Consider the following 17197-nt stretch of genomic DNA (forward strand, 5'->3'; position numbering starts at 1 on the left):
CTCATGGTCACCGATCGACTGCTCGACGGCCGGGTCAAGATCCGGCACCTCGTCCTCATCACCGCCATCGCCGACGAGGGCACGCTCGTGCGCGCGGCCGAGTCGCTGCACATCACCCAGCCCGTCGTCACGCGCGGACTGCGCGAGGTGGAGGAGGTGCTCGGGGTCGCACTGTTCGAGCGCCTGCCGCGCGGGGTCAGACCGACGCCGTACGGGCACGCGTTCATCGAGCGGGCCCGGTCCGTGCTCGCCGAGCTGCGGGCGGCGGGGGAGGAAGTGCGGCTGCTGCAGTCCGGACAGCTGGGCACGGTCACGGTCGGCACGCACCTGGCCGGGTCGAACCTGCTGCTGCCGCGGGCGATCGCGGGGCTGAAGGCCGAGCATCCCCGGCTCACGGTGGTGGTGCGCGAGGGCACGCCCGACACCCTGCAGCAGCTGCTGCTCGCGGGCGACCTCGACCTCACGGTGGGGCGGCTGTCGCCCACGGTGCCGGTGCGACTGGAGCAGGAGCGGCTGCACCTCGAGCCGATCCGCCTGGTCGCGCGGGCCGGGCACCCGGTGCTCGGTGGTGCCAAGGCGCACTCGCTCGCGGAGCTCATCTCCTACCCGTGGATCTTCCCCGTGGCCCAGACCGCCCTGCGCGCGGAGCTGGAGGCGGTGTTCTTCCACGAGGGGCTGCCCCTGCCTCCCGACCGCGTGGAGTGCACGTCGATGCTGACGCTGCGCACGCTGCTGATCTCGACCGACGTGATCGCGGCGCTGCCGATGTTCATCGCGGTCGACGACCGCGAGCTGCGGATCCTGCCCACGCCGCTCAGCTCGATCCGGCGTTCGGTCGGCGTCACGCTGCCCAAGGATCGGGCGCCCTCGCCCGCCGCGACCGCCCTGCTGACGCACCTGCGCGAGGAGGGCGCGCGGCTCGCGGCCCTGGAAAGCGAGTACACGGAGGGGGAGCCGCGACCCCTCGGCTGATATGCCCGGATGGTCATGGCTCTGACCCGTATGGATATTGGACAGCATCGCGGCACCGGGTGAATCTGAGGGGGACGACACGACGTCGTGACGATCCCACCCGATTCAGCCAATGGAGGCGACATGGCCGGCTCTCCCTACGTGCCCGATGCGAAGAAGTACCGTCCGGAGGACTTCGAGCGCGTCGCCGGAGAACCGGCCGATCCCGACCCCTCCACGTGGGGCATGCAGCCCGACGGCACGTTCCTGCCGCCCGCCCACACCCCCTCCGTCCCGCGCGACGTGTTCGTCGACTGGCCCGGTCAGCTCGACTACCGCGACCCGGAGACCTACACGCTCAACGCGAAGGCCGAGGCGTTCTACCCGATCGTGGTGAACACGAGCCACTCGTGGCAGTGCATCTATGACTGGGACGGGCGGCGGCTGATGCTGCACTACGGCGGCGGCAACCACTGGAAGCTGTACGACATCACCGACCCGCGCGACCTCACGATCGTCGACGAGGAGCAGTGGGGCTGGGGCGACCCCCGCCCGCAGTTCGGCGCGACCACCGTGCAGTGGAACCAGGAGCTCGGCGCGTACATCGCGATCCAGGCGAGCGAGACCCCGCGGTACTTCCTCCAGGGGCGCGTCGCCAACAAGTGGCTCGACGACACGGTCGAGGGGCAGCTGAAGGAGTGGGAGGGCCTGCGGGGCTTCCGCACCTGGCGGATGGACGGCCCGAGCCCGCGCGAGTGGACGCTGCTCACCGAGGTGTCGACCGACCCGAACCACTCGCCCGGCGAGATCCAGGAGGGCAACGGCGTGCTCGACCTCCCGGTGTACTACGGCGACAAGTACCTGTTCGTGGCCACCGCGCCCGACAACACCTTCACCAACCAGCCGTACCGCACCACGCTGTGGACCGCGGGCCACGCGGCCTACGACGTGTCCGACCCCGCGAAGCCCGAGCTGCTGTCGACCTGGTGGGTGCCCGGCTCGCGGCCCGGCGAGGAGGACGACTCCCCGTACCTGGCCGACAACGACCGCTGGAACAACAAGACCTCCTGGTTCGGCTCGCGCATGGGCGTGTTCCTGCCCCGCTCGGTCGAGTCGGGTTGGACGTACGGCTACGCGGCGCAGGGCGGCCAGGGCTTCTTCGTGCTCGACGTCTCCGACCCGACGGACATCCACCACGTGGGCTGGTGCCCGCTGCCGACGAGCGTCGCCGGCACCGAGGGCGACAACGTCGACACCACCCAGGTCGAGGAGACCGGGTACGTCTACGTCTCCGGCTACCCGATGAACACCGACTGCTACGAGCCCGCCAAGGAGATCTACCAGATCGACGTGAGCGACCCGACGAACCCGCGGGTCGTGCGCACGCTGCCCCGGCCCACGCCGCCCGCGGAGGCGGCCTTCACCGACTGGGCGCAGCGCCGCGGCTCGTTCGGCCCCAAGCGCTCCGGCTACTTCACCAACACCGGCACGCCGCACGGCGGGGTCATCCCGTACGCGTTCTACGCCGCCGGTCTGCAGATCTTCGACGTGCGCGACCCCGAGGACCCGAAGGTGGGCGCCTACTTCGTGCCGCCGATGGGACTGAAGGACGACGACGATCTCGCCGCACCCGTGCACGGCATCTTCGTCGAGTGGGACCGCAACCTCATCTGGCTGTTCGCGAACCACGGCATCTACGCCGTGTCGACGCCGCTGCTGGGGGAGCCCGTCACCGGGATCCCCTCCGCCGACGGCTGACCCCGGCCCCCGGAACTCCGGCGTCCGTCCTGCACTCGGGGGCGAACAGGACGGACCCCGGACCACCCGCCCCCCCGTGACGCCCCACCCGAAAGCAGCTCATGACGCAGACAGTCCGGCCGTGGCCCGCCCTGTGGGCCCTGTGCATCGGCTTCTTCATGATCCTCGTGGACACGACGATCGTGGCGATCGCCAACCCGGTCATCCTCGCGGCGTTCGACGCCGACCTCACGACGGTGATCTGGGTGACCAGCGCGTACCTGCTCGCCTACGCGGTGCCGCTGCTGATCACGGGCCGCCTCGGCGATCGGTTCGGCCCCAAGCGGGTGTACCTCGCGGGACTCGTGCTGTTCACCCTCGCCTCCCTCGCGTGCGGCCTGTCCGGCAGCATCGAGATGCTGATCGCGGCGCGGGCCGTGCAGGGCTTCGGCGCCGCGCTGATGACGCCGCAGACGATGGCGATCATCGCCCGCGTCTTCCCGCCGCGCGGCCGGGGCCAGGCGATGGGGGCGTGGGGTGCCGTGGGCGGCCTCGCGACGCTCGTCGGGCCGATCCTGGGCGGCGTGCTCACCGACACGGTCGGCTGGGAGTGGATCTTCTTCGTGAACGTCCCGGTCGGCGTGGTGGCGTTCGTCGTCGCGTGGCGGCTGGTGCCGGATCTGGACGGCCACCCCCATCGGTTCGACCTGCTCGGCGTGATCCTCTCGGGTGCCGGGCTCTTCCTCCTGGTCTTCGGACTCCAGGAGGGGGAGGTGTACGACTGGGGTGTGATCGCCGGTCCGGTCACGGTGTGGGGGCTGATCGCCGCGGGCGTCGTGCTGCTGGTGCTGTTCGTGGTGTGGCAGCGCGTCAGCCGCGCCGAGCCGCTCATGCCGCTGGCGCTGTTCCGCGATCGCAACTTCTCCGTCGCGAACGCCACGATCTTCCTGGTGGGGGTCGGCATCACCGCGATGCCCGTGCCCCTCGCCTTCTACTTCCAGGTCGCCCGTGGCCTCGACTCCACGCTCGCGGCCCTCATGCTCGCGCCGATGGCGGTGGTGTCCGGGGTACTCGGGCCGTTCGTCGGAAAGCTCAGCGACCGGGTCGGACCGCGCTGGGTGACCTTCGCCGCGTTCACGATCTCGGCGGTCGCGATGGCCTGGTACGCCGCGACCATGACGCTCGACGCCCCGTTCTGGCTGCTGCTGCTGCCGTCGGCGCTGCTCGGGGTCGGGGTGTCTGGCATGTTCGGGCCGCTGGCCTCGACCGCCACACGCAACCTGCCGCACACGCAGGCCGGGGCGGGTTCCGGGGTCTACTCGACGACGCGGCAGATGGGTTCCGTCATCGGTTCCGCCCTGCTGGCCGTGCTGATGAACGTGACCCTGGCGGCGCAGATCCGCGGGTTCGTGCCTGGCGCGATCCACCCCGGCAGCGTGCTGTCCGACGAGGACGGCGTGGGGCTGGCGCGGGCGATGTCGCAGTCGCTGCTGCTGTCGGCCGTGGCCTTCGGGGTCTGCGCGCTCGTGGTGCTGTTCTTCGTGAAGCCGCGGCCGTGGGGTGCACCCGCCGCCCCGCAGCCGGTGGCGGCGACGACGGGAGAGGGACGATGATGGTAGCGACGATTGTGGATCCAGAATCCAGAACAGACGCCCGAGAGAGGACGCCGATGACCGCGAACGCCGGGGGCGGACGACTCGTCGTCGACGCCCTGAAGAAGGACTACGAGCTCGACGGCGCCGCCGTCCCCGTCGTGAAGGACGTCACGTTCACGATCGAGCCCGGCACGTTCTACTCCCTCCTCGGGCCGTCGGGCTGCGGCAAGACCACGACGCTGCGCTGCGTCGCCGGGCTCGAGCGCAGCAACGGCGGAGTCATATCGCTCGACGGGGGCGTGCTGTCCACCGGCACCCAGCACGTGTCGCCCGACAAGCGCGACATCGGCATGGTCTTCCAGAACTACGCCATCTGGCCGCACATGACCGTGTTCGCCAACGCGATCTTCCCCCTCCAGGTCGCCGGCTCCCGGCTGCCGAAGCAGGAGGCGAAGAAGCGCGCGATGGAGGCACTGGAACTCGTGCAGCTCGACCACCTCGCGCAGCGCCCCGCCACCGCGCTGTCAGGCGGGCAGCAGCAGCGACTCGCCCTCGCCCGCGCGCTCGCGCACCGTCCGCGGCTGCTGCTGCTGGACGAGCCGCTGTCCAACCTCGACGCGAAGCTGCGCGACACCATGCGCAACGAGCTGCGCAGCCTGCAGCGCAGCCTCGGCATCAGCGCCCTCTACGTCACCCACGACCAGTCCGAGGCGTTGTCGATGTCCGACCGGGTGGCCGTGATGAACGGCGGCCGCATCGTGCAGGAGGCCGCCCCGCGCGAGCTCTACGACCAGCCGGCCGACCGCTTCGTGGCGGACTTCGTCGGCCGCGTGAACATGGTGCCCGCCCGTGTGGTCGACCGCGACGGCAGCGATGACGCGGTGGTCGAGGCACTCGGCACCCGGCTGCACACGCCCGTCCCCGACGGGGTCACGGCGGGCGACGAGGTCACGCTGACGCTGCGGCCCGAGGCCGTGCGCTGGCACGAGACCGCGGTCGAGCGCCCCAACGTCGTCCCCGTGCGCATCGTGCGGGTGGAGTTCCTCGGCGAGATCGTCGAGTACGAGGCCGAGGTGCTCGCCGGTGGCGAGACGGTCGGCACGATCGTCGGCCGCGGAGCTCCGCTGGCGACACCCCCCGAGGGCGGCAGGGTCTTCCTCGAACTGGTCCCGCACGCCTGCCGCGTGCTGGCCGCATGACGCAACCCGCACCACACCCGAGATCACGCACCTGATGTCAGAGAGGACATTCGGATCATGAAGAGAACACTGGGAGCCGTCGCCGGAGCGGCGGTCGTCGCACTCGCCCTGAGCGGCTGCGGCACGCAGGCCGAGGCGGGCGACGGCGAGAGCTCGCTGAAGGGCGACGCCGCCGCGGCCACGTGCGACGCGGTCGACGTCGGAGCAATCACGCGCTGCGAGAACTTCTACGACGACTACTGGCCCGAGATCGACAAGCAGCTCGACGCCCTCTACGAGCAGGCGAAGGAGGAGGACGGCGGCACCCTGGTCATCTGGGACTGGTACGAGCTGTCGCCCGACGTGATCGCCCAGTTCAACGAGCGCTTCCCCGACATCAAGGTCGAGACGCGGGGCCTCACCTACAACCTGTCGTCGGCGATCATCTCGGCCAAGGCCACCGGGTCGCGCAACACCGACGTCGTCTCCGGCTCGATCACCTCGATGGCCGCGATGTACGACGAGGGCTTCTGGGAGAAGGTCGACTGGCAGAGCTTCGGCGTGCCGGAGGAGTACCTCACCCTCGGTGCCCCCGAGCTCATGCCCGACAGCATCAACGGGTCGCTGCTGCAGTACAACACCGACAAGATCGCGGAGGTCCCGGCGTCGCTCGACGGCCTGCTCGCCCCCGAGTACACCGGCAAGGTGTCGGTCGCCGGCTACAACGCGGTGGTCTTCGCGGGCTACGGCATGGCCGAGGGCGAAGACGCGATGCTCGACCTGATCGACGAGCTGATGTCGTCCGGCACCATGAAGCTGCTCGAAGACCAGGGCGCCCCGCTGTCGAGCGGAGACGTGCCGGTCGCGCTCAACCAGACCCTGTTCAACCCGAACCCGTCGCTGCAGGTGGCGCCGTTCGAGCACTCCGGGGTGTGGGCGCAGTTCTCGGGCGTCAACTCCGACGCGAAGAACAAGCCGGGCGCCGCGCTGTGGACCCTCTGGAACGCGTTCGACCCCGACTGGATCCACCTGCGCATGACCGACGAGCGTTTCGCCAGCACGCAGGTGCCGTTCGCCGGGCTCCCCGCCGTGACCTTCGGCGAGGCCACGGGCCTCATGAAGACGAACGCCGATGCGCTGCTGCTCGGCCTCGACAGCGGTGCCGAGACCGAGACGCAAGACACCCGCGACGACTGGCAGGCCATGATCAACGCGGCCGACAAGGCGCTGAACGGATAACCATGTTCCAGGCACGACGGACCACGGGACGCCGGCGTCCCACCTCGATGACGATCGCGATGGTCGTCTCCGGGATCGTCATCTTCCTCCTGCTCGCGGTGCCGCTGATCGTTCAGGTGATCACCGCGTTCCGTGGTCCGTTCCTGCCCTTCGGGGTCTCGTCCGCCCAGTGGGGCGTCGAGAACTTCGTCACCCTGTGGCAGCTGCGCGAGGACTTCTGGGGCGTGCTCGGCGCGACCGGGGCCTTCGTCGGCGGCTCGACCCTGCTCACGCTGCTGATGGCGTTCGGCCTGGCCTGGGTCACCGTCCGCACCGACGCCCCGTGGCGCCGGCTCATCTCGGTGCTCGTGATCGTGCCGTACATCATCCCGCCGATCGTGAAGGCGCAGGCGTATCTGCTGATGCTGTCGCCCGAGTCGGGTGTGCTGAACCAGCTGCTGCGGCTGCTGCCGTTCGCGAGCGACGTGCCGATCGACCCGTATGCGTTCCCGACGATGATCGTCATCCAGGCGCTCACCAACGTGACCTTCCCGTACCTGATGATCGTGCCGATCCTGACGAACATGGACGGGTCGCTCGAGGAGTCGGCGCGGGTGTCGGGCGCGTCATGGCCGCAGACCCTGCGGCGGGTGACGCTGCCGATGCTGTGGCCCGGGCTGCTCGGGGTCACGGTGCTGACGTTCATCCTCGGCCTCGGCAGCCTGGAGGTGCCGCTGCTGTTCGGCCAGGAGTCGGGGCGCAGCATCTTCGCCCTGAAGCTGTGGACGCTGATCAGCTCGAAGGCGGGGGAGCTGCCGCAGTACGGCCTCGCCGCCGCGTGGGGCCTGGTGTTCCTGGTGATCACCACGATCGCGTTCGCGGTGTACCTGCGGGCGACCAGGAACGCAGAGCGCCGCGCCTCCGTGTCGGGCAAGGGCTTCCGGCCGTCGACCATGCGGATGGGGCCGTGGAAGATCCCGGTCATGGTGCTGGTGGCCGTGTTCGTGCTGCTGACCGCGGTGCTGCCGCTGCTCGCGCTGCTGTGGGCCGCGATCACCCCGTACCCGGTGGCGTTCTCGATCGACGCGATGCTGAGCCGCACCGACTTCGGGGCGTTCGGGGTGGTGCTCGCCGACTCCGAGTTCTGGGTGTCGCTCGGGCGCACGGTGCTCATCGCGGGCGGCAGCGCCACGATCGCGGTGGTCTTCGCGACCGTGCTCGCGTACGGCATCGCCCGCAGCAAGAAGACCGGGTGGGTGAAGGCGCTCGACCTGTTCGCGTCGTCGTCGGTCGCGATCCCCGCGACCATCGCCGGCTTCGCGATGTTCCTCACCTTCATGGTGCTGAATCCCTACATCCCGCTCGCCGGGACGCTGTTCGCGCTCGTGATCGCCTACTCGTACCGGGTGTCGATCGCGTACCGCTCGTCGTACAGCGCGACGCTGCAGATCAGGCCCGAGCTGGAGGAGGCGGCGCTCACCAGCGGGGCCAGCAGGTTCCAGGGGTTCCGCCGCATCATCGCGCCGCTGCTGATGCCGACCGTGATGGCCGTGTGGATCCAGATGTTCATCCTCGGCACGAACGAGTTCACGCTGCCGGCGTTCCTGGCGACGCCGTCGTCTCGTCCGCTGTCGATGTACATCTACGCCATGATCAACCCGCGGTCCGCGCAGCTCTACGCACCCGATCAGGGTGCCGCGATGGCACTGATCTTCACCCTCATGGTGTTCGCGATCGGCTACGGCCTGCAGTGGGCGCTGTCGCGCCGAGCGATCGGCCGCACCCGCAAGACCGTCGCCGCCGGTCTCCCCGACCTCGCCGCCGCCGCACCCGCCCCCGCCGATTCCGCCACCGTGACCCTCGCCGTGCAGTCCCGTCGCCGCTGAGTGGGCGGTATAGGCGGGTCGGTCGCGTCGGCTGTCTCCTGGACGATCGGTCTTGCCGCCCTCCTCGGATGGCGGAGGGCGTGACTCCGAAAGAGGACGGGTCGAGTACCGCGGCCGCGTATCGGCCCGGCCTTCCGGGCATCGAGTTCGTGCTTAGTGCCGGAATACTGCTGAGCCTGCATCGACGAGCTCCTGCGGTTTGACGGGGAACTCTCTGTGGCGTCAGCCTCTCCTGAAGCCGAGTCCCCCGAACGGCGGACAGACAGGTTCGAATGCGCGTCATAGCTTGAGCTGCGGCGGGTCGGCTGCTCACGGTGAGCGCGATGGATGGAGAAACTGTGCGTGTACATCAGAATCGGCGGATTGCGCTTGGCGCGTGTGTGGCGGTGAGCCTGCTCGCGACCGGGTCGCTGGGCTACATCGCTGGCTCCGCTTCGGCCCGGCCGGCTTCGACCCTCAACGGGACTCTGACGTCCGAGGCCTCGAGCGGCATAGAGGCCGTATCAGTCGGCGGTGAGGCCTCGACTCTGACGGGTGAAGCCGCCGAAGCCTATGAGGAGAACACGACTCCTATCGACCAGACCGACGTGACGTTCGACGAGAACACGGCGTTGTCGAGGGCGGAAGTTGAGGAACGAAAAGACGCACTAGCCGACCACTATTCAGTGGGACAGCCACTGAGCGCTGAGGACCTTGAGTTCATGCGCGCGTACTTGATAGACGCGGAGCCTCCCGCAAGTGCCAGTTCACCCGCGATCGAGGCTGCGGCATACGGCGGTGCCGAAGCCCGCATCGTCCCCGCTGCGTTGTACAACCTCAATCAATCGTTCAACGTGACAAGATCGGGGGCTGGCGCCACAGCGAACGCTAGTGGCCGCATTACTGGTGGTATCAATCTCGTGGATGCCAACTGGGGCGTTTCGTGGACGACCAAGCGCACGGGTGGCAAAGCGCTGACCAAGATCACGAGTTCGGTGAAGGCAGATGCATTCGGGGCGGTGGCTGCTTGGCCGTTTGTCGGACTGATCTACTCGAAGTCTTACAGCGCCACCTCACCAAGCGGGGCGAGTAGTTGGTCGTTCTCCCGGAACGGAAGAGCGACGGGCGCAGTAGCGTACATGCAGATGGATTGTCGGTCTTACGTGTACACCGCCTCCGGGTCGTTTGCGCTGCCGTAAGGAGTACGAAGATGGACGCGTCACTTTTCAGCTGGTCGGGGCTGATCATCAGCTTGCTGGTCGTCGCGGCGATTCTCGCTGTCGCCTTCATTCTCGTGCGCGGCGTTGTTCGTTTCATCCAGCGACGAACTCGGCATCGTGCGAATGGAGGCGCGTTGGACGAGGGGCCGTAGTTCGGTCAACGAATGACGAGGGTGTGGGTGGTGTGTTCAGGCACGCCACCCACGCTTTTGTGCTCGACGCCAAACGCATGGCGCCGACCCCGGGAGCAACAAATCTCAATCCCACAGCTAGCCGCTTGACTTTTGGATCCAGTATCCATTCAATGGAGACAGCGACGACGCGAGAGGAGGGGCCATGCACATCGGGTACGCCGCGATGCTGGAGCAGGTCCAGCCTTCCGCCGTCATCGAGAACTGCATCGCCGCCGAGGCCCACGGGTTCCGCGGCATCATGGCCACGGACCACTTCCAGCCGTGGCTCCCGCGACACCGGGCCTCCGCGCACGTGTGGACCATGCTCGGCGCGATCGGCGCGCACACCACGGGCGACCTGGGTCCCGGCGTCACGACCCCCGGGTTCCGCACGCACCCGGCCGTGGTCGCGCAGGCCGCCGCCACGCTGGCCACCCTGTACCCCGGCCGCGCGTGGCTCGGGGTCGGTTCCGGCGACGCGCTGAACGAGCACATCACGGGCGGCTACTGGCCCGAGCCCGCCGAGCGCATCGACCGCATGTTCGAGGCCGTCGACATCATCCGCAAGCTCTTCACCGCCTCGCTCGCGGGCCGCGACACCCGCCACCGCGGCGAGCACTTCCGCATGGAGTCCACCCGGCTGTGGACCATGCCCCCGACCGCGCCCCCGGTGTTCGTCGCCACGGCGGGCCCCGTCACCGCGCGCCGCGCCGGCCGCAACGCCGACGGCCTCATCACGGTCGCGGCCGAGGTCGAGCGCCTCGCCCCCCTGCTCGCACGCTTCGCGGAGGGCGCGAGGGAGGCCGGGCGCGACGCCGACACCCTGCCGCGCGTGCTCCAGCTGCCGCTGTCGTGGGCGCCGACGGAGGAGCAGGCGCTCGCCCAGGCCCACGCCGAGTGGCCCGTCGCGGCGCTGCGCATGCGGCGAGGCGACGTGCGCTCGCCCTACGACTTCGAGCAGCTCGTGCGCGGCGTGACTCCCGACGACATGCGCGCGTCGATGCTGATCTCCGCCGACCCCGACGTGCATCGCGCGCAGATCCAGCGCTACGCCGACCTCGGCTTCACCCGCATCTACCTGCACAACGTGGGGCCGAACCAGCGGGAGTGGCTCGAGGTCTTCGGGCGCGACGTGCTGCCGAAGGTGCGCGCATGATCGCCCCCGGCCTGCACGTGTTCGCCCTCCCCGGCATGGGCGAGGTGCGCCCGGGCGACGACCTGGTCGGGTTCATCCTCGCCACGGGCGTGGAACTGCTGCACGGCGACATCCTCGTCGTCACCTCGAAGATCGTGTCCAAGGCGGAGGGACGCTACGTGCAGGCCGCCGACCGGGAGGCCGCGATCACCGCGGAGACCGTGCGCCTCGTCGCCTCCCGCACCCACGACGGCCACACCATGCGGATCGTCGAGAACCGCCTCGGCATGGTCGCCGCGGCGGCCGGAGTCGACGCCAGCAACACCCCCGACGGCTGGGTGCTGCTGCTGCCCGAAGACCCCGACCGCTCCGCCCGCGCGCTCGCCGCGGGGCTGCGTGCCGCGACCGGGGCCGAGGTCGGTGTGCTCCTCAGCGACACCCTCGGGCGGCCCTGGCGCGAAGGACAGACCGACGTCGCGATCGGCGGCGGCGGCGTGCACATGGTCGCCGACCTCCGCGGCACCACCGACCAGGCGGGCAAGGTGCTCAGCGTCACGACCCCGTGCGTCGCAGACGAGCTCGCCGCCGCCGCCGACCTCGTCAAGGGCAAGGCCAGCGGGAACCCGGTCGCCGTCGTGCGCGGCCGCGGCGACCTCGTGGGTCCGCTCGACCTGCCCGGCGCGTCGAGCATCGTGCGCGGCGCCGACCGCGACCTCTTCTGGCTGGGCACCGCCGAGGCGCTCGACCAGGGCTACCGCGACGGCTATGCGGCCGCGCGCGCCGAACTCTCCCCACCCGAACAGAAGGATGCGACATGACACTGACCCTCGGATACAAGGCCAGCGCCGAACAGTTCGACCCGCGCGAGCTGGTCGAGATCTCGGTCGCGGCCGAGGCGCACGGCATGCAGTCCGTGTTCGCGAGCGACCACTTCCAACCCTGGCGGCACACCGGCGGTCACGCGCCGTTCTCGCTCACCTGGATGGCGGCTGTCGGCGAGCGCACGTCGAGCATCCGCATCGGCACCTCCGTGCTCACCCCCACCTTCCGCTACAACCCGGCGGTGCTCGCCCAGGCGTTCGCGAGCCTCGGCTGCCTGTACCCCGACCGGGTGATCCTGGGGGTCGGCTCCGGCGAGGCGCTCAACGAGATCGCCACCGGCTTCCGCGGCGCCGGTGAGCAGGACTGGCCCGAGTTCAAGGAGCGCTACGCCCGCCTGCGCGAGTCGGTGCGGCTCATGCGGGCGCTGTGGTCGGGCGACCGCGTGAGCTTCGACGGCGAGTACTACTCCACGCACGACGCCTCCATCTACGACCGGCCCGAGGGCGGCATCCCCATCTACATCGCCGCGGGCGGCCCGATGGTCGCCCGCTACGCCGGCCGCGCGGGCGACGGCTTCATCTGCACGTCGGGCAAGGGCCAGGAGCTCTACGTCGACCAGCTGCTGCCCGCCGTGAAGGAGGGCCTGGAGCAGTCCGAGCGCTCCTTCGACACGTACGACCGCATGATCGAGATCAAGCTGTCGTACGAGGAGACCAGGGAGGCGGCGCTGGAGAACACCCGGTTCTGGTCGCCGCTGTCGCTGTCGAAGGAGCAGAAGCACGACATCACCGACCCCGTCGAGATGGAGAAGGCCGCCGACGCGCTGCCCCTGGAGGCCATCGCCAAGCGGTGGATCGTCGGCAACGACCCCGACGCCGTCGCCGCCGAGATCCAGCAGTACATCGACTGGGGCTTCAACCACCTCGTCTTCCACGCGCCCGGTCACGATCAGCGCCGGTTCCTGCAGCTGTTCGAGCGCGACATCGCGCCGCGGCTGCGCGGGTGAGGGCGCGGCCATGACGGGCGGTCTGCGTGTCGGGGCGTCACCGCACGCCCCGGCGCCGGAGTGGGTGGTCGTGATCCCGGTGAAGCGGGCGGAATTCGGGAAGACGCGACTGCGGCTCCCGGGCGTCGACCGCGAGCCGCTCGCCAGGGCGATCGCGCTCGACACGGTCGAGGCCGCCGCGCTGTGCCCGCGGGTCGCGGAGGTCGTGGTGGTCACGAGCGACGAGGTCACCGCGGCCGCCCTGCTCCCGGTGCCCCGCGTGCGGATCGTGCGCGACCGCGTCGAGGGGCTGACCGCGGCGATCGCGCAGGGGGTGTCTGCGGCGTCGACGCGGCTCCCGCGGGCCGTGCTGCTCGGCGACCTCCCGGCCCTGCTGCCCGACGAGCTCACCCGGGCGCTCGACTACGCCGCGGCGCACCCGCGGGCCTTCGTGCCCGACGCGGAGGGCACCGGCACCGTGCTCGCGACCGCCCGCGCCGACGTACCGCTGCGGCCCTGCTTCGGCGACGACTCGGCCGCCGCGCACCGCGCTGCCGGGTTCGCCGAGGTGGGGTTCCCCGTGCTGAGCGGGCTGCGCCGCGACCTCGACCACGCCGATCACCTCCGAGCCGCCCGACGGTGCGGTCTCGGTCCGCGCACGGCGGCGCTCCTCGCCCCACGTCTCGTGCTGGCATCATGACCGGGCCGGAGGACCCCGTCCCGTCCGGCGTCGGTGCCGGGCGGGCTGAGCCCGTCTCGTCTGCGACCCCGTCGGCGCGCGGGGCCACGCTCGCCGGAGCGGCCGCCTCGACCGACGTCGAACCCGGGCCCGAGGCCGCCCCGCGGATCGTCGTGCTCGCCGGGGGCGTCGGCGGCGCGAAGTTCACGGTGGGGGTGCGCGAGGCCGCACGGCGATGCTGGCCGGACGGCGCCGGGGGCACGCGCGCCCGGATCACCGTGATCGCGAACACCGGCGACGACCTGTGGCTGAGCGGCCTGCGACTCCAGCCCGACGTCGACTCGATGGTCTACGCACTCGCCGGGGTCAACGACACCGCGCGGGGCTGGGGCCGGGCGGGCGAATCCGAACGCACCGCCGCCGAGCTGCACGCCTGGGGTGCCGGGTGGCCGTGGTTCACGCTCGGCGACCTCGACCTCGGCACGCACATCGCCCGCACCGGGTGGCTGCACGAGGGCGCGACCGTGACCGAGGTCGTCGCGCGGCTCGCGTCGCGCTGGCCGCTCGGGGTCGCGCTGCTGCCGATGACCGACACCGAGGTCGACACGCACGTGGACACGGCCCTCGGGCGCATGCACTTCCAGGAGTGGTGGACGCGCCACCGGGCGACCGTCCCCGCGCAGCGCTTCGACAACCCGCGGATCGAGCGCGCGATCCCGGCGCCGGGCGTGGCCGAGGCCATCGCCGCGGCCGACGCCGTGCTCTTCGCCCCGTCGAACCCCGTGGTGTCGCTCGGGCCCATCCTGGCCGTGCCCGGGCTCGCCGCGGCCGTGCGGGCGGCCTCCGGTCGGGTGGTGGGGGTGTCGCCGATCATCGCGGGATCCCCCGTGCGAGGCATGGCCGATGCGTGCCTGGCCGCGGTCGGCCTTCCCCCCACGGCCGATGCGGTCGGACGGCACTACGGCCCCCGCGCCACGGGTGGCCTGCTCGACGCGTGGCTGATCGCCGAGGAAGACGCCCCTCTCGCGCCCGACCTCGAGGCGCGGGGGCTGCCCGCGCCCGTGCACCCGCTGTGGATGCGCGACCTCGACACCGCCGCCGCCCTCGCCGCGGCCGCTCTCGGGGAGGCACTCGGGGAATCACCCGGCTTATTTCCGGCCGTGCCGCGAGAGGCGCAGCGGCCCCGGCCCTAGCCTGGAGGCGCAGTCCCCGAGGCGAGGAGAGCGGCCATGAGCGAAGCGACCGAGACCACCGAAGTCCGTCACCCCGACGACGGCAGGAGACGGATCGTGAAGGTCGTCGGCGTGCTGGGCATCGTCGGCGGCATCGTGCTGATCGTCGCCGGCATCGTCGTCTGGATCATGGTGTCGTCGCAGCTGCGGGCGGAGAACATCACGATCCCCGACGACGCGATGGCCTTCCAGGGGCAGACGGTCGCCGGACCGCTCACCGCCTACGTGCAGGCCGACATCATCCAGCACCACGCGCTCGAGGCGTCCGACGGCAAGACCTACGCGGAGCTCGCGATGGACGACCCGGTGCGGGCCACCCTGATGAACGCCTCGTTCCTGCGGGCGTCCCTGTTCACCTCCGTGGTGTCGTTCGGCGTCGCGGCGTTCGCGATGGGCATCGGCGTGCTGTCGATCCTGTTCGGCTGGGCCCTGCGCTCGCTGGCGGTCCTCCGCCCGCGCTCCGCCTGAGCACACGCACGCGCGGGGTCACCGCAGCACGGCGGGCTCGGGGTCGAACACGATCAGCGGGCGGCCGCTGCCCGCGCGGGACAGCACCTGCGCGTCGACCTGCCAGACGCGGGCGATGAGCTCCCGCGTCAGCACGTCGCCCGGGGTTCCCGCGGCCTGAACCCGTCCGTCCGCGATCACCACGATGCGGTCGGCGAAGGCGGCGGCGTGGTTGAGGTCGTGCAGTGCGGCGAGCACGGTCATGCCGTCGTCGGCGAGGTGACGGAGCAGTGCGAGCGCGTCGAGCTGGGCGCGGATGTCGAGGTGATTGGTCGGCTCGTCGCACAGCAGCAGCGACGGGCGCTGGGCGAGCGCCCTGGCGAGGTTCACGCGCTGGCGCTCGCCGCCGGAGAGCGTCGCGGCGTCGCGGTCGGCGACGGCGAGGGCCCCCGCGCGGACGAGGGCGTCGTGCACGGCCGCGGCGTCGCCCTCCTCGCCGTCGAAGGACAGCCATCCGCGGTGGGGCAGCAGCCCGAGCGCCACGATGTCGCGTCCGGTCAGCCCCTCGGCCGCCGACCACTCCTGCTCGACCAGGGCCACGCGTTGCGCACGGGCGCGGCGGCGCAGGTCGGGCAGCGACACCCCGTCGAGCGCGAGAGCCTCCACCTCGCCGCGGAGGGTGCCGGCGATCAGGCGCAGCAGCGTGCTCTTGCCGGAGCCGTTGGGGCCGAGAAGCGCCGTGACCGCACCGCCGGGCGCCGTGAGGGACAGGTCGTCGAGGATCGCCCGGTCGCCGTGGCCGAACCGGAGCCGCCGCGCGTCGAGGCCGTCGGTCGCCGGGCTCACGAGCGTGCCGTCCGTGGGCGCTGACGCGGAGCGGATGCGGGTCCGGCGCTCGGCGCGCTCAGCCCACCAGTCGCCCCGCTCATGCCCTGGCCTTCCGCATGCGCAGCATCAGGGCGGCGAACACGGGCCCGCCGATCAGCGCCGTGACGATGCCGACCGGCAGCTCGCGTGGATCGAACACGGTGCGGGCGATCGTGTCGGCCCAGATGAGGAACACGGCCCCCGCCAGGAACGACACCGGCAGCAGCACCCGGTGCCGTGAGCCGACGACCGCCCGCACCGCGTGGGGCAGGATCAGCCCGACGAAGCCGATCGATCCGCTCACGGCGACCAGGGCCCCGGTGAGCAGTGCCGTGCAGACGAACAGCAGCACGCGCAGCCGGGTGACCGGCAGGCCGAGCGCCTCGGCGGCCGTGTCGCCGAGCACGAGGCTGTCGAGCGGGCGGGCGGCCGCCAGCAGCGGCACGGCGCACACGAGCGCGGCGGTCCCGGCCAGCGCGACCGAGGACCAGTCGGCGCCGCCGAGGGAGCCGAGCAGCCAGCTGAGGATCTCGCGGTAGCTGTCGGTCGTCGCGCTCCAGAAGATCACGAGGCTGGTCAGCGCGCCGAGCACCGCCGACACGGCGAGTCCGGCCAGCACCACCGCGGTCGCGGACGAGGCGCCGGCGGCCCTGGCCAGCCCGAGGGTGAGCGCCAGGGCGAGCAGTGCCCCGGCGAACGCCGCGAACGGCAGGGCCACGGCGGCGCCGAGCACGATCACGATCACGGCGCCGGTGGACGCTCCCGACGACAAGCCGAGCAGATACGGGTCGGCGAGGGGGTTGCGGGTGAGGGCCTGCATGACCGCGCCGCACAGCGCGAGGCCGCCACCGACCGCCGCGGCCGTGAGCACGCGGGGCACCCGTCCCTCCCACACGATCGCGTCGCGGATCGGACTCAGCCCGCTCGCGGCCCCGGTCAGGTGCGACCACGCGCTCGCCAGCAGCTCGGACGGCGTGATGTCGGCGGGACCGATGGCGACCGCGGCCACGACCGACCCCGCGAGCGCGAGCAGCAGCACCGCGGTCGCCGATGCCGTGCGCCCCCGTCGCCGTGCCGGGCGGACGACCGCGGC

Annotated in this window: 16 protein-coding genes; 14 read left to right on the plus strand and 2 right to left on the minus strand. The window is 71.2% G+C overall.

Features of this window, described 5'->3' with window-relative positions:
• Positions 1-3: 3 nt before the first annotated feature.
• The 14 genes from DW297_RS15175 to DW297_RS15235 all read left to right on the plus strand — a co-directional run bounded on the left by DW297_RS15175 (position 4) and on the right by DW297_RS15235 (position 15258).
• Positions 4-972, plus strand: coding sequence for a LysR substrate-binding domain-containing protein (locus DW297_RS15175; protein WP_136033891.1), 969 nt, complete (start codon positions 4-6; stop codon positions 970-972).
• 123 nt (positions 973-1095) lie between these two features.
• Positions 1096-2709 carry an LVIVD repeat-containing protein gene (locus DW297_RS15180; protein ID WP_136033893.1) on the plus strand — a complete coding sequence of 538 codons (1614 nt, stop codon included), beginning with the start codon at positions 1096-1098 and terminating at the stop codon, positions 2707-2709.
• Positions 2710-2810: 101 nt separating this feature from the next.
• Positions 2811-4301, plus strand: a complete 1491-nt coding sequence (locus DW297_RS15185) for a DHA2 family efflux MFS transporter permease subunit (RefSeq protein WP_136033895.1) — start codon at positions 2811-2813, stop codon at positions 4299-4301.
• A 56-nt stretch (positions 4302-4357) separates the two neighbouring features.
• Entirely contained in the window at positions 4358-5482 is a 1125-nt protein-coding gene (locus DW297_RS15190; protein ID WP_168442878.1) for an ABC transporter ATP-binding protein, read from the plus strand.
• Between the two features lie 57 nt (positions 5483-5539).
• Complete coding sequence (locus tag DW297_RS15195; RefSeq protein ID WP_136033899.1) at positions 5540-6700, plus strand: ABC transporter substrate-binding protein; 1161 nt, start codon at positions 5540-5542, stop codon at positions 6698-6700.
• A gap of 2 nt (positions 6701-6702) precedes the next feature.
• Positions 6703-8565 (plus strand): ABC transporter permease, encoded by a 1863-nt coding sequence (locus DW297_RS15200; RefSeq protein ID WP_136033901.1) that lies wholly within the window; start codon positions 6703-6705, stop codon positions 8563-8565.
• 314 nt (positions 8566-8879) lie between these two features.
• Positions 8880-9743 carry a hypothetical protein gene (locus DW297_RS15205; protein ID WP_136033903.1) on the plus strand — a complete coding sequence of 288 codons (864 nt, stop codon included), beginning with the start codon at positions 8880-8882 and terminating at the stop codon, positions 9741-9743.
• An 11-nt stretch (positions 9744-9754) separates the two neighbouring features.
• Positions 9755-9916 (plus strand): hypothetical protein, encoded by a 162-nt coding sequence (locus tag DW297_RS19005; protein WP_168442879.1) that lies wholly within the window; start codon positions 9755-9757, stop codon positions 9914-9916.
• A 184-nt stretch (positions 9917-10100) separates the two neighbouring features.
• Positions 10101-11093 carry a TIGR03557 family F420-dependent LLM class oxidoreductase gene (locus tag DW297_RS15210; protein WP_136033905.1) on the plus strand — a complete coding sequence of 331 codons (993 nt, stop codon included), beginning with the start codon at positions 10101-10103 and terminating at the stop codon, positions 11091-11093.
• A complete protein-coding gene (gene cofE, locus DW297_RS15215) occupies positions 11090-11890 on the plus strand; it encodes a coenzyme F420-0:L-glutamate ligase (RefSeq protein ID WP_136033907.1) in 801 nt (266 codons plus the stop codon). Before DW297_RS15210 ends, cofE begins: the two co-directional genes overlap by 4 nt.
• Complete coding sequence (fgd, locus tag DW297_RS15220) at positions 11887-12900, plus strand: glucose-6-phosphate dehydrogenase (coenzyme-F420) (RefSeq protein WP_136033909.1); 1014 nt, start codon at positions 11887-11889, stop codon at positions 12898-12900. The genes cofE and fgd overlap by 4 nt, the downstream gene beginning before the upstream one ends.
• 10 nt (positions 12901-12910) lie before the next feature.
• A complete protein-coding gene (gene cofC, locus DW297_RS15225) occupies positions 12911-13579 on the plus strand; it encodes a 2-phospho-L-lactate guanylyltransferase (RefSeq protein WP_136033911.1) in 669 nt (222 codons plus the stop codon).
• The gene (gene cofD / locus DW297_RS15230; RefSeq protein ID WP_136033912.1) at positions 13576-14751 is read left to right on the plus strand and encodes a 2-phospho-L-lactate transferase; all 1176 of its coding nucleotides are present in this window, start codon (positions 13576-13578) and stop codon (positions 14749-14751) included. Before cofC ends, cofD begins: the two co-directional genes overlap by 4 nt.
• 36 nt (positions 14752-14787) lie before the next feature.
• The gene (locus tag DW297_RS15235; RefSeq protein WP_136033914.1) at positions 14788-15258 is read left to right on the plus strand and encodes an aromatic ring-opening dioxygenase LigA; all 471 of its coding nucleotides are present in this window, start codon (positions 14788-14790) and stop codon (positions 15256-15258) included.
• Positions 15259-15276: 18 nt separating this feature from the next.
• On the opposite strand, the gene DW297_RS15240 is transcribed toward DW297_RS15235, so the two are convergent.
• Complete coding sequence (locus tag DW297_RS15240; protein ID WP_205828310.1) at positions 15277-16083, minus strand: ABC transporter ATP-binding protein; 807 nt, start codon at positions 16081-16083, stop codon at positions 15277-15279.
• Between the two features lie 79 nt (positions 16084-16162).
• On the minus strand, positions 16163-17197 hold a 1035-nt coding region (locus DW297_RS15245; protein ID WP_446724378.1), incomplete at its 5' end, for a putative F420-0 ABC transporter permease subunit.

Source organism: Microbacterium sp. PF5 (genome assembly GCF_004794315.1).
Lineage (GTDB): Bacteria > Actinomycetota > Actinomycetes > Actinomycetales > Microbacteriaceae > Microbacterium > Microbacterium sufflavum.

Bases quoted from the DNA above. Each gene is read 5' to 3' on its own strand.
- DW297_RS15200 (WP_136033901.1), top strand. From the start codon at position 6,703: ATGTTCCAGGCACGACGGACCACGGGACGCCGGCGTCCCACCTCGATG.
- cofE (WP_136033907.1), top strand. From the start codon at position 11,090: ATGATCGCCCCCGGCCTGCACGTGTTCGCCCTCCCCGGCATGGGCGAG.
- cofD (WP_136033912.1), top strand. From the start codon at position 13,576: ATGACCGGGCCGGAGGACCCCGTCCCGTCCGGCGTCGGTGCCGGGCGG.
- DW297_RS15185 (WP_136033895.1), top strand. From the start codon at position 2,811: ATGACGCAGACAGTCCGGCCGTGGCCCGCCCTGTGGGCCCTGTGCATC.
- DW297_RS15210 (WP_136033905.1), top strand. From the start codon at position 10,101: ATGCACATCGGGTACGCCGCGATGCTGGAGCAGGTCCAGCCTTCCGCC.
- DW297_RS15235 (WP_136033914.1), top strand. From the start codon at position 14,788: ATGAGCGAAGCGACCGAGACCACCGAAGTCCGTCACCCCGACGACGGC.
- DW297_RS15195 (WP_136033899.1), top strand. From the start codon at position 5,540: ATGAAGAGAACACTGGGAGCCGTCGCCGGAGCGGCGGTCGTCGCACTC.
- cofC (WP_136033911.1), top strand. From the start codon at position 12,911: ATGACGGGCGGTCTGCGTGTCGGGGCGTCACCGCACGCCCCGGCGCCG.
- DW297_RS15175 (WP_136033891.1), top strand. From the start codon at position 4: ATGGTCACCGATCGACTGCTCGACGGCCGGGTCAAGATCCGGCACCTC.
- DW297_RS15180 (WP_136033893.1), top strand. From the start codon at position 1,096: ATGGCCGGCTCTCCCTACGTGCCCGATGCGAAGAAGTACCGTCCGGAG.
- DW297_RS15190 (WP_168442878.1), top strand. From the start codon at position 4,358: ATGACCGCGAACGCCGGGGGCGGACGACTCGTCGTCGACGCCCTGAAG.
- DW297_RS19005 (WP_168442879.1), top strand. From the start codon at position 9,755: ATGGACGCGTCACTTTTCAGCTGGTCGGGGCTGATCATCAGCTTGCTG.
- fgd (WP_136033909.1), top strand. From the start codon at position 11,887: ATGACACTGACCCTCGGATACAAGGCCAGCGCCGAACAGTTCGACCCG.